The following is a 14,799-nucleotide window of genomic DNA, read 5'->3' as shown; positions in this document are numbered from 1 at the left end:
CGTCCGACTTTCCACGATCAAGGTCGGGAATCGCGACATTGTATCAGTGCGCTTAACAACAACAAGCCTTGACGGCTATCAACAGGGGACTTTGCGCACGATCTGTCTGCGACTTTGGTAGCGCCGGCAACGCAAGGAATTACATCGTGTGCGTGGGGCGCTCGGAGGCGGTCATGCCGGCGAGGATATTCTCGATGCGGGTGCGGGCCACTTCGCCATCGGATGACTCGTTGAACTGCACGCCGATGCCCGCCGTGCGGTTGCCCTGGGCACCGACCGGGGTGACCCAGACCACCTTGCCGGCCACGGACAGGCGCTCGCCCTCGTCGGTCAGATTGATCAGCAGCACCACCTCGTCACCCAGGGCATAGCGCTGCGCCGTGGGCGCGAACAGGCCGCCATGCTTCAGATAGGGCATGTACGCGTTGTAAAGCGCGGCCGTGTCCTTGATCTTCAACGAAATGATGCCCTGGCGGGCGGCAATGGCCGGGTTCATGGCTGTGCTCCTGCAAACCGCTGGGGTGGCAGACCCCGCATGCCGCATCCTAGCGATCACAGGGGGCGAGCGTAAAGCGATGTGTCGACGGAATGTGATGGCCTGCCGGGCGCACTCACCGGTGCCGCGCGTAACACGCCAGGCTCGGCACCGATGCCTAGAGCTCGCACCAACCCCAGCGATCGAAGATCCATGGCGAAGGCACATACATATGCAACTTGGCGAAACCCGGGCCCGAGCGCCCTTCGGCCAAGCCGTGCAGCACGTACCGACCCTGCCCGTCCTGGCTGATCGGCGCCTTCGACCAGGACCAGTCGTGGACGCCGCTGCTGTCGACCACGGTCAGTCGGAGCCAGCGATGCAGCGACGCTGGCGGAACCCAGGGCAGCACTGGCGCAGGTTCGCGCGGGCCGTCGCCCTTGATCGACCGATAGCGCTCGGCGCGGCCGGCCAGACGGCGCATGCGTTTGCCGCTGAGCGCCATCTGGCTTTGATGACATGCCAGCGCAGCCAGCTTGTTCGCATGCAGGCCGACCGAGGAGTCGAGCTTCACCTTGCCCGTCACCTCGCCTTCACGGCCGTGAACCAGATAGGCAAGCATCTCCGGGGCTCCCGCCTGCCACTGCGACACCGCCAGGCGAACCAGCACGTGTGCGGCACCGTGATCCGGATGGTGGTCACCCAGCGCCGGCATCGCCACGAGATTCGGCCGACACGCGTCGAGGCAGGCGCTCAAGGCAGCTACCGACGGGTTGAAGTCCTCGAACAGCCGCTCGGTAACGCCCATGTCGGGCCAGCCGAGCGGATGCAAGGCGACCGGATCCACGCCCAACTGATGCAAGGCCCGCTCTACTTCGGCCCGTCGACGCGCACCCCAGCGGCGGCGGTCGTCGGGCCCGATACGCAGGCGCCGCTCCACCCAGCGCTGCGGCCAGGGGTTGTTGTCGCCATTCGTCAGCAGCAGGATCTGGACGTCACCGCCCGTCTCCCGCACCTGCTGGATCAGCTCGCCCGTCGCAATCGATTCGTCATCGGGATGAGGGGCTACCACCAGCAAGCGTGTGTCGGCGTTAAGACTCAACGCCATATCAACCGCCCTCTCCATAAGACGAAAGCGGCCGCCAGCCGCGGTCAAACGCCTTGCTCCAGACCAGGGCCACGGGCTTGCCCTCGGCCACCTTCAAATGGTGACGGCCTCGATCAAGAAACCAGTGGTCGGCGTCCGGCGCACCATCCAGGCTTGCACGCAGACGCGCCTGCCCGTCGGTCAGCACGTAGTCGCCTGGCAAGGCCACGTCGATGACCTGATCGACTGATTGCGAGGGAAGCATGCGTCCCGCCACCCACACATTCGGACCCGCCGGCACGTAGTTGCCCTCCAGGAAACGCTTGCTCGCCTCGGGCAAGCGATGCGCCGTCGTCATCATGGTGCAATGGCTCACCAGCTCGTCGACAATCGTGTCGGCCATTTCCCCACGCCGCAACCGGCGCATGGCCAGGCTTTCCAGCACCGGGTAGTACGGACGCTCGCGAAAAATCGACTCGCCCTTGGTATCCATCACCGTATCCGTCTTGTCGGTATAGCGTAGTACCAGGGCCAGTTCGGCGCGCTGCGGCGCCAGATTGTCCTGCCACGGCGGCGCATAGGCGATGACGGTCACCAGTTCGCCGGCAAGGATCAGGACCACCAGGGCACGGCGAAGTCGCGGCCGCGCGCTCAACCAGCCCCAATGCGAAGCCCACCCGCACGCCACCAGGACCAGCAACGGAACCGCCGGCAGGAAATCCTGCTTGGTGATCAAGGGCCAGACAAACCAGATCAGCAGGAGGTACAGGCCGCTCTGCAAGGCCAGGAAAACCGGCCAGTCAAAGTCGCGCAGCCCGCGCTGACGGATCGCACGCGCGGCCACCGCAATCGTCGCCCCCGCCAGCACCAGGAACCACAGCAGGTTCAGCGCGGCATGGCGCTTTTTCGCACCGCCCACGTTGTAACCCGCCAGCCCGTACCAAACGTCGCCCAGCGCGTGATGCCAGGCGAACCAGCCGACGAAAATGGCCGGAACCAGCAGCAGGCCCACGGCCGCCGCCGTCCAGCGCCGCCATACGCCCGGTACGACCTCAGTCGGCTGCATCAGCCGGACCACGGCGGCGGCGGCCAAGGCGGTGACCACCAACACCAGCGTTTTCTGCGACACCGACAGGGCGCAGCCAACCAAGAGTCCGGCCAGGAAATAGCGCCAGGTGCGCGCAGGTGCGCCAACCACGCAGGCGAGGCCGGCAAGCCACAGGGCCGTCCACAGGTCGTCGGTACGAAACTGCCCGCTCACGATGAAGAAACGAGGAAACAATCCGGCGACGAGCATGGCGACCACGGCGACCCGCCAGCCATACAGACGCAGGCCCATCCAGCCGACGGCGCCGACCGCCACGACATACCAGACCTGCATGGCCAGGCGCAGCCAGGTCAGTACGTCGGCACGCCCGTCGAGCAGCCTCAACAGCGGCGAGTGCAACCAACCAAACAAGGGGCCGTGGTTGTCGAAGACATCCCGATACGGCAACAGCCCCTGCGTCCACGCCCACGACACGTGGGCATGTTGTGCTTCATCGGAATTGAGCGTGTACGCGTTCAACCACACCAGCCGGAGTACCAGCAGGAGCAGGAAACAAAGCCAGGGCCAAACAGGGACACGGTGCTGCAGCGGGGACTTCATCCGGCAAGCCTAGGCAGACGGCCTGTCTGCCAGCTTTCCCTGATCCCGGGCCCGCCTTCCAGGCGCCCGAAGGCGCACCATCAGCGCCAGCGGGCAAGCAATTCCAGCAGCAGGAGGTCACCGCGCAACGGCCCACGCAAGGATTCACGCGTGAGATTGGCCGACATGTACCACTGGTCCAGCGCCTCGGCATCCAGGCTGCTCGACAGCGGACCAGCGGCGGTGCCGGCACGCGACCGTACCTCGTCGGCGACGGCCTGGGCGGCGAACCACAAGCGCTGCTCGGGCTCGCTGTCCAGCCAGCGGCGCGCCACTTCCATCGCCTCGCCGCGCCCCGCCGCAAGCGCGGACAGGTCCTTGCGTACTTCCTGCCTGCGCGCCAGCGCGCCCGCATCGACCCACGCGCGCGCAAGGCCGGGATTGCCCCCGGCCGCATCGAGCGCGGCAGCGGCATCACTGACGCCAGCCTGCTGCAGCCAGCCGAGTGCGTCTTCGCGCGATGGCAAATGGAACTCGATGCGCTGGCAGCGACTGCGAATGGTCTGCGGCAACCGCCACGGTGCGTCGGCCACCAGCATCAGCAAGGTCTGTTGCGAGGGCTCTTCCAGCGTCTTGAGCAAGGCGTTGGCCGCGGCCGCATTCATGGCATCGGCCGGATCGATGCAGACGATCTGCCAACCGCCGAACTGGCTGGACATGGACAGGCGCGCCGACAGCTCGCGTATCTGGTCGACCACGATCTCGCTGCGCTGCACACCGTCCTTGCGCAAGCCGAAACTCAGTACGGCAAAATCCGGGTGCGTGCCGGCGACGAACAACTGGCAACTGCGGCAATGCCCACAGGCCTCACCATCCTGCGCCTGCGTGCACAGCAAGCCCTGCGCAAACCGATGCATGAATTCGCGCTTGCCCAGGCCTTGCGGCCCGCACAGCAACAAGGCATGCGGCATGGCATCGCGCGCGCGGCGCGACTGCAGGCGCGACCAGTGCTCGGCGTGCCAGGGCATCGCGTTCATGCGGACGCTCTAAACAGATGGGCGGTGGCATCCACCGCGGCCTGCAGCACCTGCGCCTGCGACAGGCTGGCATCGATCATGCGAAAGCGCGCTGGCTCGGCCACGGCGCGCGCGCGATACGCCGCGCGCACGCGCTCGAAAAACGCATCGGCCTCGACCTCGATGCGATCGGCCGCACTCCGACCCGCGGCACGCGCGCGCCCGTCGGCCACCGGAAGATCGAGCAGCAAGGTGAGGTCCGGCTTGAGTCCGTTCGTCGCCCAGCGCTCCAGCTCGGCAATGCGCTCCATCGGCATGCCGCGGCCACCGCCCTGGTAGGCGAAGCTGGCATCGGTGAAGCGGTCGCACAGTACCCAACGACCAGCAGCCAGGGCCGGCTCGATGCATTCGCGCACCAGCTGCGCGCGCGACGCGAACATCAGCAACAGCTCCGACTCCGCACTCATGTCACCGCGCGCCGGATCCAGCACGATGCCGCGCACCGCCTCGCCCAGCGGCGTGCCACCAGGCTCACGCGTCTGCACCAGGTCCACGCCCTGCCCCAGCAGGTGCTTGTGCAGCCCGGCGAGCAAGGTGCTCTTGCCGGCGCCCTCGCCACCTTCGAGCGAAATGAACTTGCCGCGTGGCGTCGTACCGCCTGGAGTCATACCGCCTGGGGTCATACCGCTTGGAGTCATGGGCAGCGCTTCAGTTGGTAGCAGGCGACATTGCGATTGTGTTCGTCCAGCGTACTGGAGAAGGCATGGCTGCCGTCGCCTTTGGCGACGAAATACAGCTCGGTGCCGTCGGCCGGATGCAGCGCGGCTTCAATGGCCGGCTTGCCGGGCATGGCGATCGGCGTCGGCGGCAAGCCGGGACGGGTATAGGTGTTGTATGGCGTGTCCGTGGTGAGGTCCACCTTGTGGATGCTCCCCGTATACGACTCGCCCATGCCGTAGATCACCGTGGGATCGGTCTGCAGCAGCATGTGATCCTGAAGACGGCGCACGAACACGCCGGCGATGCGCGGACGCTCGTCCGCGCGGCCGGTTTCCTTCTCCACGATGGAGGCCAGGATCAGGGCGTCGTACGGCGTACCCAGCGGCACTTGCTGGTCGCGCTGGGCCCATAGCGCATCGAGCATCTTGCTCATCGCGACATGCGCGCGGCGCAGGATGTCCAGATCGCTGTCGCCTTTTACATAGGCATAGGTTTCGGGAAGGAAGCGGCCTTCGGGCATCTCGCCCGCGGCGCCGATCTTGGCCATCAAGGCGGCATCGTCCAGCCCGGCACCGTCCTGGCGCAGGCGCTCGGCCTTGGCCAGCGCCTGGCGCAAGTCGCGGAAATTCCAGCCATCGACGATGGTGAAATTGCGCTGCAGCACCCTGCCCGCCGCCATATTGAGCAACAGGTCGCGCGGCGTCATGCCCGCGGTGAGTGCGTATTCACCCGCGTGCAGCCGCCCGGCCACGCGCAGCTGCTCGGCCAGCACGCGCCAGTAGAGCGGGCCGACCGTGGTGACACGCTCCTCGCGCAACTCAGCCACCACGTCGCGGAGACTGCTGCCACGACCGACGTCGATGCTCGGGGTCTGCGCCGTCACCGCCAGCGGCGTGCGCGCAAAGCGCTGGAAGTCCAGCCATCCATAGATCAGCACGCCAGCCACGGCCAGCAATACCAGTACGACCAGTGCGCGCCAACGCACGCGCCCCTGCAGCTTGTCTCGACTCATGCCTGCTCCATCGGAAAACCCAGACCGCGCCAATGACGCTGCAAGGCGCGGGTGACCGGGCCGGGAACATACACGGTATCGTCCACGGCCTGAACAGGCAGGATGCCGCGGACGCTCGAACTGAGGAAGACCTCATCGGCATGCAGCAAGTCCTTGCGGGAAATATCACCCACCCGGACAGCGGCCTGGCTTGCCAGGACTTCGGCACGCGCCACGCCCGCCACGCCGGCATGGTCCAGCGAAGGCGTGACGAGCGCACCATCGATGACCGCGAACAGATTGGCCATGGTGGTCGCGATGACCTTGCCGTCGGTATCGCACAACAGGCCGTCGGCGATGGCGGGATCGCTCCATTCGGCACGCGCCAGCACCTGCTCCAGTCGATTGAGATGCTTCATGCCCGCCAGTAGCGGCTGCCGGGCCAGGCGCGTTTCACACCATCGCAGGCGAATGCCGTGGGCATAGGCGTCGCCCGCCATCGCCGGTGCGGCAAACGCGGCGACGATGCGCGTGGGCTGCGGCGACGACGGCAGCGCATAGCCGCGCTCCCCTTGTCCACGCGTCACGGTGATCCGCACGACCGCCTGCTCGAGGCCATCCGCAACCGTCACTGCTTCGCGCAACAGCAGCGCCGCGTCGGACACGGGCAGCCGCAATCGTTCGCCGCTTGCCTGTAGCCGCTGCATATGGCGCGACCACAGAGGCGCCACGCCGTGCACGAAGCGAATGGTCTCGAACAGGCCGTCGCCATAGGACAGCCCGCGATCGAAAGCGGAGACCGTCTGGGTGGAAACACCGTCGACCAGCACGCGCGCAGGCGCGGACATCAGCCCGGCACTCCCAGCGCCCGCAATAGACCGCGCGCCTTGGCGCGGGTTTCGTCCAGCTCCTTGTCCGCCACCGAGTCGGCCACGATGCCGGCGCCGGCTCGCAAGGTCACCTGCGCATCGGCCAGCGTGAAGGTGCGAATGAGGATGTTGAGATCCAGGTCGCCGTTGCGGTCCAGATAGCCGAGGGCACCGGTATAGGCGCCGCGGGGCGCGTCTTCCAGCGCGGCGATGATCTCCATGCAACGCACCTTGGGACAACCGGTAATGGTGCCACCCGGAAACGTCGCCGCAATGACCTCGCCCGGCGTCACCTCGTCACGCAGTCGGCCACGCACGTTGGACACGATGTGATGCACGTGGGCGTAACTTTCCACCACCATCAGTTCGTTGACCTCGACCGTACCCGGCACGCACACGCGGCCCAGGTCGTTGCGTTCGAGGTCGATCAGCATCACATGCTCGGCACGCTCCTTGGGATGGGTGCGGAGTTCGCGAATACGGGCCAGGTCGTCATCGCCCGGGGTGCGCGGCCGCGTGCCGGCGATCGGGCGCGTCTGCGCCAGTCCGTCGCGCACTTCCACTAGCCGCTCCGGCGAAGAACTGACCACGGCCCACTCCGCTTGCTGCAACAAGCCAGCGAATGGCGCGGGATTGGCCTGCCGCAATGCCTGGTACAGCTCGACGGGCTTCGGTGATACGGCATAGTGCGCATGCCACGCGCGCGAGAGATTGACCTGGAAGATATCGCCGGCGTGGAGATGTTCGTGGATGCGCGCCACGCCATCGAGGAACAGCGTCGAGTCATCCTCGTCGCAGCGGGAGGGTACGGCCATCGCGCCGATGACGGGTGTCGCATCGAGATCCGACGCCATCGCATCGAGCAAGGCCTCGTGGCCTGCCTCGGCGACCAGGATCGTGCATTCGGCTTCATGGTCGACGATGACCGCTGCAGGGCAGCGCAGCGCCAGCGCAATGGGTAGCGGCCCGGGCGAGCGCAGCCGCAGGCGCGGCTCGATCTCACCGACCAGCTCATAGGCAAGCAACAGCAGCCAACCGCCATGGAAGGGCAGATCGTCCATGGGATCGCGCCGCACGCGGGATTGCCGCCATGCCTCGTCCAGCGCATCGAGAAAGTGTCCGTCGCGTTCCACGCCCTGCCCATCGAGCAGACGTCCGTCCGCGTGCAAGGTCAGGCTGTCCTGCGGATACGCGAACAGGATGTCGTAGCGGGACTGCGGCGTGCCGCGCGTCACGCTTTGCAGCAGGCCGGGATAGCGCTCCGGAAATGCAGCGGCCGGCGCGAGTAGATCGCGCCGGCCGTGCAGAGTGCGACGTTTGAAGTTCAAGGCGCCGCTCAAACGCGGCGGAACGCCAACGTGCCGTTGGTACCGCCAAAGCCAAACGAGTTGGAGATGGCCACGTCCAACTTCGTCTCGCGCGCCACGTGCGGCACGAAGTCAAGATCGCAGCCTTCGCCCGGCTCGTCCAGGTTGATCGTCGGCGGCAGCACCTGGTCGCCCAGGGCCAGGATGGTAAAGATCGCCTCCACGCCACCGGCTGCGCCGAGCAGGTGACCGGTCACCGACTTGGTCGAGCTCATGGCCAGCTTGTAGGCGTGGTCACCGAAGACCTTCTTCGCTGCCAGCACTTCGCCCAGGTCGCCCAGCGGCGTCGAGGTGCCGTGCGCATTGACGTACTGCACGTCGGTCGGATTGAGACCCGCATCCTTGAGCGCGCTGTCCATGCAACGTGCCGCACCTTCGCCGCCTTCGCTCGGCGCGGTGATATGGAACGCGTCGCCGCTCATGCCGAAACCGACCAGCTCGGCGTAGATCTTCGCGCCGCGCGCCTTGGCATGCTCGTATTCTTCCAGCACCAGCACGCCGGCGCCGTCGGACAGGACGAAACCGTCGCGATCCTTGTCCCACGGACGGCTGGCCTTGGTCGGCTCGTCGTTGCGGGTGGACATGGCCTTGGCCGAGCAGAAGCCCGCCATCGCCGTGCCGGTAGTGGCGAATTCGGCGCCACCGGCAATCATCACGTCGGCATCGCCGTACTGGATCATGCGCGCGGCAAGACCGATGTTGTGCGTGCCGGTGGTGCAAGCGGTCACGCAGGCGATGTTCGGGCCCTTCAGGCCGTACATGATCGACAGATGGCCCGAGACCATGTTGATGATCGAGCTGGGCACGAAGAACGGCGACACGCGACGCGGCCCCTTGTCGTGCAGCTCGATCGAAGTGTGTTCGATGGTGTGCAGACCGCCGATGCCGGCGGCCACGGCCACGCCGATGCGCGGCGCGTTGGCCTCCGTCACTTCCAGGCCGGAATCGCGCAGGGCTTGCGTGCCCGCGGCGATGCCGTAATGGATGAACGGATCCATCTTCTTGATTTCTTTCGCAGCGATCCACTCCGCCGGATCGAAACCACGCACCTGACCGGCAATGCGCGTGGCATAGGCCGTGGCGTCGAAATGGGTAACCTCACCGATGCCGCTGACGCCCTTCAGGATGTTGTCCCAAGCGGTGGCGATATCGTTGCCGACCGGCGAAATGATGCCGAGGCCGGTTACAACCACACGTCGTTTGCTCATTGCTGATCTTTCCTCTTCGGTTCCGTGGAGCTGCCGCTGCCGGCAACCTTTCGCGCTATCGCGGCCACGTCATCCGTGCCGTGCGGCGCGCGTCCGCGCACCATACGGGATCGGACGTTGCAAAATGCAGAAACGAAAACTGCGCCAATGTGGCGCAGCTTCCGGTATCGCTGGTGGGCGGACGCATGGTGCGAACGCGCCTGCCGTCACGGAGCGATCACTCCTTGGTGTGGGCCTTGATGTAGTCAACAGCCTGCTGCACGGTGGTGATCTTCTCGGCTTCCTCGTCCGGGATCTCGGTCTCGAACTCTTCTTCGAGGGCCATGACCAGCTCGACCGTGTCCAGCGAATCAGCGCCCAGATCGTCCACGAACGAAGCGTTCGCCGTGACTTCATCCTCCTTCACGCCCAGCTGCTCGATGACGATTTTCTTGACGCGCTCTTCGATGGTGCTCATGTTGCCAATACCTCCCAAGGAGTAGTTACTTATCAACGCCGACCCATGGGCCGACTATGGCCGGCGGATTGTAGTGGCTAAGCACAGGGGCCGCCATGATCCGTCAGCAATGGTGGGACGCAGGCCACGGGACCGGCGCGAAAGGGTAATTGTCGCCTAAAACGAAGCCGCTGGCGACAACCCCCTGTAAAACCGGCCCGTGCCGGCGCTCCGGACGGTGTTCCAGCCTGGGCTGGACGACCCGTCCGGCCGTTTCAAACGTTAGATTTCAGTGATGCCTGCACCCTGCCGCCGACCGCGAAGAGGCCTTCGCCGTCTTGTCGCATCGGTCTTACGGCATGTACATGCCGCCATTGACGTGCAGGGTTTCACCGGTGATGTAAGCCGCCGCGGGTGACGCCAGGAAGGCCACCGCCTTGGCGATGTCGCTGGACTCGCCCAGGCGACCCAGCGCGATCTGTCCCAGCAGCGCCTGCTTGGATTCCTCCGGCAGCGCACGCGTCATATCGGTATCGATAAAGCCCGGCGCCACGACGTTGACCGTAATGCCGCGCGAACCGATCTCCCGCGCCAGCGACTTGGAGAACGCGATGATGCCGGCCTTCGCCGCCGCATAGTTGGATTGACCGGGATTGCCGGTCAGGCCGATCACCGAGGCGATCGAAATGATGCGGCCCTTGCGCGCCTTCATCATGCCGCGCATCACCGCCTTGGACGTGCGATACACCGAGGTGAGGTTGGTATCGAGAATCGCCTGCCAGTCCTCGTCGCGCATGCGCATCAACAGCTGATCGCGCGTGATGCCGGCGTTGTTGACCAGGATCGATACCGGACCGAATTCCTTGCTGATGCCGTCGATCAAGGCGTCGACCGACGGGCCGTCGGTCACGTTGAGCAGGCGACCATGGCCGCCGTGCGCTGCCAGCCGTTCGCCGATCGCGGCCGCGCCACTCTCGCTGGTCGCGGTGCCGATCACGGTGGCGCCAAGCGTCGCCAATTCATCGGCGATCGCTGCGCCGATACCGCGGCTGGCGCCGGTGACCAGGGCGATTTCACCTTGCAGTGTCTTGCTCATCTGTCAGTTCCTTTTGGATGGCCGAACGTCGATGCGTCGAAGCGAGAGCGGCCGTATCAATCATGCGAGACACAAGGTGCCTCGCCCACCTGGGTTGCTGCGCTCGACTCAAGCCCACTCGCTACGGGTGGCTTCGATCTCGGCCGGCGTGCCAATGGCGCGCGCTTCCACGCCCTTGTCGATGCGCTTGATCAGGCCCGCCAGCACCTTGCCGGGACCGGCCTCGGCCACGCGCGTTGCGCCGCCCGTCACCAACGCCTGCACGCATTCGGTCCAGCGCACAGGCAGGTAGAGCTGACGCTGCAGCGCACCCCGGATCTCCTCCACCGTGGCGTAGCTGCGCGCCTCGGCATTCTGTACCACCGGTATCACCGGCAACTGCCAATGCAGCGCCGCCATGCGCTCACCGAGGCGATCGGCCGCATCACGCATCAACGCGCAATGGGACGGCACCGACACGGCCAGCTTGATCGCCTTCTTCACGCCCAGCTCGGCCAGCTTCGCCAGCGCACGATCCACCGCCTCGGTATTGCCGGCGATGACCAGCTGCCCCGGCGAATTGAAATTGGCCGGCGACACCACCTGCCCCTGCGCCACTTCGTCGCACACCGCGGCAATCTGCGCATCGTCGCCACCCAGGATCGCCGCCATCGCACCCACGCCCGGCGGCACCGCCGCCTGCATCAGTCGACCACGCTCGGCCACCAGCGCCGCCGCGTCGTGCAACGAGAGCGCGCCCGCGCACACCAGCGCGCTGTACTCGCCCAGGCTATGGCCCGACAGCTGCGCCGGCTGCACGCCACCCAGCTTCTGCCATACGCGCCACACCGCCACGCTCGCGGCCAGCAGTGCCGGCTGCGTGTTCTCGGTGCGATTGAGCTCGTCTTCCGGGCCCTGCTGGCTCAAGGTCCACAGGTCCACGCCGGCGCCCTGGGAGGCTTCGTCGAACGTGGCCTTCGCTTCCGGATGCGCAGCGGCCAATTCGGCCAGCATGCCGACGGATTGCGAACCCTGGCCAGGGAAGACGAAAGCGAGCGTATTGGCAGTCTGAGTCATGGAGCGACGGATTTCTGGCAACGAAAAACGGAATGGTGCCAGTAATGGCGGACATACGCAGCTGTATCGGGGGAAAGGGGGGCCACTTATCCTCCCACTCCCCCTCACCGTCATCCCTGCGAAAGCAGGGATCCAGCGCCTTTTCCTCTGTGGTGATGTGACCGCGACCTGGCTCGCCTGCCGCGGGCTTCCGTCCTCCTGCCGGAGGCCGGGTCACTTTCTCTTGCTTGCCCAAGAGAAAGTAACCAAGGAGAAGGGCACCCCGCTTGGCGCTTGCCGAGCTGACGCTCGGCAAGTCCGTGAGGGGCCCCACAAGTCAAAAGCAGAGCCCAAGGCTCGAGCAGCGCGCTGCGCTGCTCATCGCACTTGCTTGGCTTTCGCTTTGGCTCGGGTTTTGGCTTTCGCTTTGGGGTTGCTCTACCGCTCTCCGGGTCCCCTATGGCGCGGCGGGTGGGTGGAGGAAAAGCCCGCAGGGTGGCCGGCACGGATGCCGGCCAGTTTGTCGTCAGGGCAGGATGCCCTGTCGACAAACCTCCGTAACCCACCCGCGCACCTGGAGGGCGTAGCCCGGAAGGCGCGCCATCGGGGTGGCCTTTCTCTTGGTTACTTCTCTTTGGCCACGCAAAGAGAAGTAACCCGGGCCGCGGCAGCGGCTCGGAAGCCCGCCGCAGGCGAGCCCGGTCGCGGTCACTTCAAGACAGAGCGAAAGGCGCTGGATCCCCGCGTTCGCGGGGATGACGGTGCAGGAAGTTGCGGCCATGCTGCACGCTGCGCGCTTGTCCCGCGCCTGCCGGGATGGCAACGCATCCAAAGCCCCATAGGCACGACGAACACCCTAAAAAACCAATGCCGCCCACAAGGACGGCATGAAGTAGAAATAAAAGCCCCGCGCCTCAGTAGCGCAACAACGCCGACGCCCAGGTGAAACCACCACCAAACGCTTCCAGCAACAGCGTCTGCCCACGCTGCACCTTGCCCGAGCGCACGGCAAAGTCGAGCGCCAGCGGCACCGAGCCGGACGAGGTATTGGCGTGCTGATCGACCGTCACCACCACCTGCTCCATCGGCATATGCAAGCGCTTGACGGTGGCCTCGATGATGCGCAGGTTGGCCTGGTGTGGAATCAGCCAGTCGATCTGGGAGGCTTCCATACCGGCCGCCTGCAGGGTTTCATCGACCAGCGCATCGAGCGTCTTCACCGCGACCTTGAACACCTCGCGGCCTGCCATCTGGATGCGCACGCCGTGGTTCGGCTCGTCCTTGAAGCCCACGGAAACGCCGACGGGGTTGTACAACAGGTGCTTGAAGCCGCCATCGGCGTGCAGGCAGGTGGCGTAGATGCCCGGCTCCGCGGAGGCTTCGAGCACGACGGCGCCGGCGCCATCGCCGAACAGCACGCAGGATTCGCGTTCAGTCCAGTCGACCATGCGGGTCAGGGTTTCCGCGCCGATGACCAGCACCTTCTTGGACTGGCCGCTACGAATGAACTTGTCGGCCACGCCCAGCGCGTAGACGAAGCCCGAGCATGCGGCATTGAGGTCGAACGCGGCGCAGCCGTTGGCACCCAGACGGTGTTGCACCAGGCACGCGGTGGACGGAAAGATGAGGTCCGGCGTGGTCGTGCCCAGCACGATCAGGTCCAGCTCCGAGGCCTTGACTCCAGCCGCCTCGAGCGCGCGCTGGGCAGCCATGGTGGCCAGGTCACCGGTGGTTTCGCCGTCGGCGGCGATGTGGCGTTGCTGGATGCCGGTACGGGTGCGAATCCACTCGTCACTGGTATCGACGATCTTTTCGAGCTCGGCGTTGCTGACTACCCGCTCGGGCAGCGCGCTGCCGGTGCCCGTGATGCGGGCGTAGATCTGGGACATTGGCTTTCCAGCTGAGGGTTCGACCCAGGCGGGCCGCCATCTCGCGCTTGCGCGCGGCACCCACCCCCAAGCCGCCAACGTTACGTGGTGATCGCCCAAACGCAAAGCGGCGCGTTACCGCGCCGCCCTGCTAAACCGTGTCCCTTGCGGGAACGATCAATCTTCTTCGGTCACCGAGGTGTTGGTGTCGATGACCTTCTTGCCGCGGTAGTAGCCATCCTTGGTGACGTGATGGCGCAGGTGCACCTCGCCACTGGTCGGATCGGTGGCCAGCTGCACGGTTTTCAGCGCGTCGTGCGAACGACGCATGCCGCGGGTGGACGGGGTCTTGCGGCTCTTGGCAACGGCCATGGCGAGTCTCCAGCTAAATCAACGTTTCTTGAGTTCGCGCAAAACCGCGAACGGGTTATCGGAACGCCCTTCACCGGAGGAGTCTTCCTCTGGCTCGTGGCCTGTTACTGCTTCGGGCAGCGTGCTGTCCGGGTTCACCGGGATCAGCGGCAGTGCCAACAACAATTCGTCTTCGATCACATCCGCCAGGTTCAGCTTGCCGTCGTCGGCCACGAGCAAGGGCTCGCAACCCGGCGGCAAGGCCGATTCCTCGCGCTCGGCACGGATCAGGCCGAGGCGGCTGTCTACCGGCACCGGCAGCACGAAAGGCTCCAAGGTGCGCTGGCAGGTCAGCGTGAGAGGCGCTTGAACGCGGACATCGAGGTACGCCGTACCAAACTCGTCCCGCCCAAAATCCAGCTCGTAATGCAGTGTTCCTTCCGTACCGGCCAAGACCTCGCCCAACCGCTTGAAGGCGGCTACGGGTAGTTCTCCCTGGAAGGAACGCCGCGCCGAGACCATGCGCCAAGCGTCCACGGACTCTGGCAGTGTCACGGACATAGACATGAAATCTTAGGATTACAACCAGTTGAAGTCAACGGGTAAGGCGCCTTAAAACGCCGAATCCCGGCCATTTTGCCTGAACGCGGCTG

Annotated in this window: 15 protein-coding genes; all 15 read right to left on the bottom strand. The window is 65.7% G+C overall.

Annotated features, from left to right (window positions below; all coding sequences use genetic code 11):
- Positions 1-139: 139 nt before the first annotated feature.
- The 15 genes from OUZ49_RS14755 to OUZ49_RS14685 all read right to left on the bottom strand — a co-directional run bounded on the left by OUZ49_RS14755 (position 140) and on the right by OUZ49_RS14685 (position 14,668).
- A complete protein-coding gene (locus OUZ49_RS14755) occupies positions 140-496 on the bottom strand; it encodes a PilZ domain-containing protein (protein WP_266151251.1) in 357 nt (118 codons plus the stop codon).
- 157 nt (positions 497-653) lie between these two features.
- Positions 654-1,583 carry a PIG-L deacetylase family protein gene (locus tag OUZ49_RS14750; RefSeq protein ID WP_266151250.1) on the bottom strand — a complete coding sequence of 310 codons (930 nt, stop codon included), beginning with the start codon at positions 1,581-1,583 and terminating at the stop codon, positions 654-656.
- Position 1,584: 1 nt separating this feature from the next.
- Positions 1,585-3,210, bottom strand: coding sequence for an ArnT family glycosyltransferase (locus OUZ49_RS14745; RefSeq protein ID WP_266151249.1), 1,626 nt, complete (start codon positions 3,208-3,210; stop codon positions 1,585-1,587).
- A gap of 80 nt (positions 3,211-3,290) precedes the next feature.
- Positions 3,291-4,226 (bottom strand): DNA polymerase III subunit delta', encoded by a 936-nt coding sequence (gene holB, locus OUZ49_RS14740; RefSeq protein WP_266151248.1) that lies wholly within the window; start codon positions 4,224-4,226, stop codon positions 3,291-3,293.
- The gene (gene tmk, locus OUZ49_RS14735) at positions 4,223-4,888 is read right to left on the bottom strand and encodes a dTMP kinase (protein WP_266151247.1); all 666 of its coding nucleotides are present in this window, start codon (positions 4,886-4,888) and stop codon (positions 4,223-4,225) included. The genes holB and tmk overlap by 4 nt, the downstream gene beginning before the upstream one ends.
- A gap of 11 nt (positions 4,889-4,899) precedes the next feature.
- Entirely contained in the window at positions 4,900-5,937 is a 1,038-nt protein-coding gene (gene mltG / locus OUZ49_RS14730; protein ID WP_266151246.1) for an endolytic transglycosylase MltG, read from the bottom strand.
- Complete coding sequence (pabC, locus tag OUZ49_RS14725; protein WP_266151245.1) at positions 5,934-6,764, bottom strand: aminodeoxychorismate lyase; 831 nt, start codon at positions 6,762-6,764, stop codon at positions 5,934-5,936. Before pabC ends, mltG begins: the two co-directional genes overlap by 4 nt.
- Complete coding sequence (locus tag OUZ49_RS14720) at positions 6,764-8,113, bottom strand: aminodeoxychorismate synthase component I (protein ID WP_380003937.1); 1,350 nt, start codon at positions 8,111-8,113, stop codon at positions 6,764-6,766. The genes pabC and OUZ49_RS14720 overlap by 1 nt, the downstream gene beginning before the upstream one ends.
- Before the next feature lie 8 nt (positions 8,114-8,121).
- On the bottom strand, positions 8,122-9,360 hold the full coding sequence (fabF, locus tag OUZ49_RS14715) for a beta-ketoacyl-ACP synthase II (protein ID WP_266151244.1): 1,239 nt from the start codon (positions 9,358-9,360) through the stop codon (positions 8,122-8,124).
- Positions 9,361-9,577: 217 nt separating this feature from the next.
- Positions 9,578-9,817, bottom strand: coding sequence for an acyl carrier protein (acpP, locus tag OUZ49_RS14710; RefSeq protein WP_114823364.1), 240 nt, complete (start codon positions 9,815-9,817; stop codon positions 9,578-9,580).
- A 331-nt stretch (positions 9,818-10,148) separates the two neighbouring features.
- A complete protein-coding gene (gene fabG / locus OUZ49_RS14705; RefSeq protein WP_266151242.1) occupies positions 10,149-10,892 on the bottom strand; it encodes a 3-oxoacyl-ACP reductase FabG in 744 nt (247 codons plus the stop codon).
- Positions 10,893-11,000: 108 nt separating this feature from the next.
- Positions 11,001-11,948: an ACP S-malonyltransferase gene (gene fabD / locus OUZ49_RS14700; protein ID WP_266151241.1), complete on the bottom strand. Its 948-nt coding sequence runs from the start codon at positions 11,946-11,948 to the stop codon at positions 11,001-11,003.
- A gap of 893 nt (positions 11,949-12,841) precedes the next feature.
- Positions 12,842-13,816 carry a beta-ketoacyl-ACP synthase III gene (locus OUZ49_RS14695; RefSeq protein ID WP_266151240.1) on the bottom strand — a complete coding sequence of 325 codons (975 nt, stop codon included), beginning with the start codon at positions 13,814-13,816 and terminating at the stop codon, positions 12,842-12,844.
- A 156-nt stretch (positions 13,817-13,972) separates the two neighbouring features.
- Positions 13,973-14,167 (bottom strand): 50S ribosomal protein L32, encoded by a 195-nt coding sequence (gene rpmF / locus OUZ49_RS14690; protein WP_266151239.1) that lies wholly within the window; start codon positions 14,165-14,167, stop codon positions 13,973-13,975.
- Positions 14,168-14,185: 18 nt separating this feature from the next.
- Positions 14,186-14,668 carry a YceD family protein gene (locus OUZ49_RS14685; protein ID WP_380003993.1) on the bottom strand — a complete coding sequence of 161 codons (483 nt, stop codon included), beginning with the start codon at positions 14,666-14,668 and terminating at the stop codon, positions 14,186-14,188.
- Positions 14,669-14,799 lie beyond the last annotated feature (131 nt).

It is taken from the genome of Dyella halodurans (assembly GCF_026283925.1).
GTDB classification, from domain to species: domain Bacteria; phylum Pseudomonadota; class Gammaproteobacteria; order Xanthomonadales; family Rhodanobacteraceae; genus Dyella; species Dyella halodurans.
The sequence above is the reverse complement of the archived record's forward strand: the minus strand, read 5'-3'. Positions and strand labels throughout refer to the sequence as shown.

Bases quoted from the DNA above. Each gene is read 5' to 3' on its own strand.
- fabF (WP_266151244.1), bottom strand. From the start codon at position 9,360: ATGAGCAAACGACGTGTGGTTGTAACCGGCCTCGGCATCATTTCGCCG.
- fabG (WP_266151242.1), bottom strand. From the start codon at position 10,892: ATGAGCAAGACACTGCAAGGTGAAATCGCCCTGGTCACCGGCGCCAGC.
- OUZ49_RS14750 (WP_266151250.1), bottom strand. From the start codon at position 1,583: ATGGCGTTGAGTCTTAACGCCGACACACGCTTGCTGGTGGTAGCCCCT.
- tmk (WP_266151247.1), bottom strand. From the start codon at position 4,888: ATGACCCCAGGCGGTATGACTCCAGGCGGTACGACGCCACGCGGCAAG.
- OUZ49_RS14755 (WP_266151251.1), bottom strand. From the start codon at position 496: ATGAACCCGGCCATTGCCGCCCGCCAGGGCATCATTTCGTTGAAGATC.
- rpmF (WP_266151239.1), bottom strand. From the start codon at position 14,167: ATGGCCGTTGCCAAGAGCCGCAAGACCCCGTCCACCCGCGGCATGCGT.
- OUZ49_RS14745 (WP_266151249.1), bottom strand. From the start codon at position 3,210: ATGAAGTCCCCGCTGCAGCACCGTGTCCCTGTTTGGCCCTGGCTTTGT.
- acpP (WP_114823364.1), bottom strand. From the start codon at position 9,817: ATGAGCACCATCGAAGAGCGCGTCAAGAAAATCGTCATCGAGCAGCTG.
- mltG (WP_266151246.1), bottom strand. From the start codon at position 5,937: ATGAGTCGAGACAAGCTGCAGGGGCGCGTGCGTTGGCGCGCACTGGTC.
- fabD (WP_266151241.1), bottom strand. From the start codon at position 11,948: ATGACTCAGACTGCCAATACGCTCGCTTTCGTCTTCCCTGGCCAGGGT.
- holB (WP_266151248.1), bottom strand. From the start codon at position 4,226: ATGAACGCGATGCCCTGGCACGCCGAGCACTGGTCGCGCCTGCAGTCG.
- pabC (WP_266151245.1), bottom strand. From the start codon at position 6,764: ATGTCCGCGCCTGCGCGCGTGCTGGTCGACGGTGTTTCCACCCAGACG.
- OUZ49_RS14695 (WP_266151240.1), bottom strand. From the start codon at position 13,816: ATGTCCCAGATCTACGCCCGCATCACGGGCACCGGCAGCGCGCTGCCC.
- OUZ49_RS14685 (WP_380003993.1), bottom strand. From the start codon at position 14,668: ATGGTCTCGGCGCGGCGTTCCTTCCAGGGAGAACTACCCGTAGCCGCC.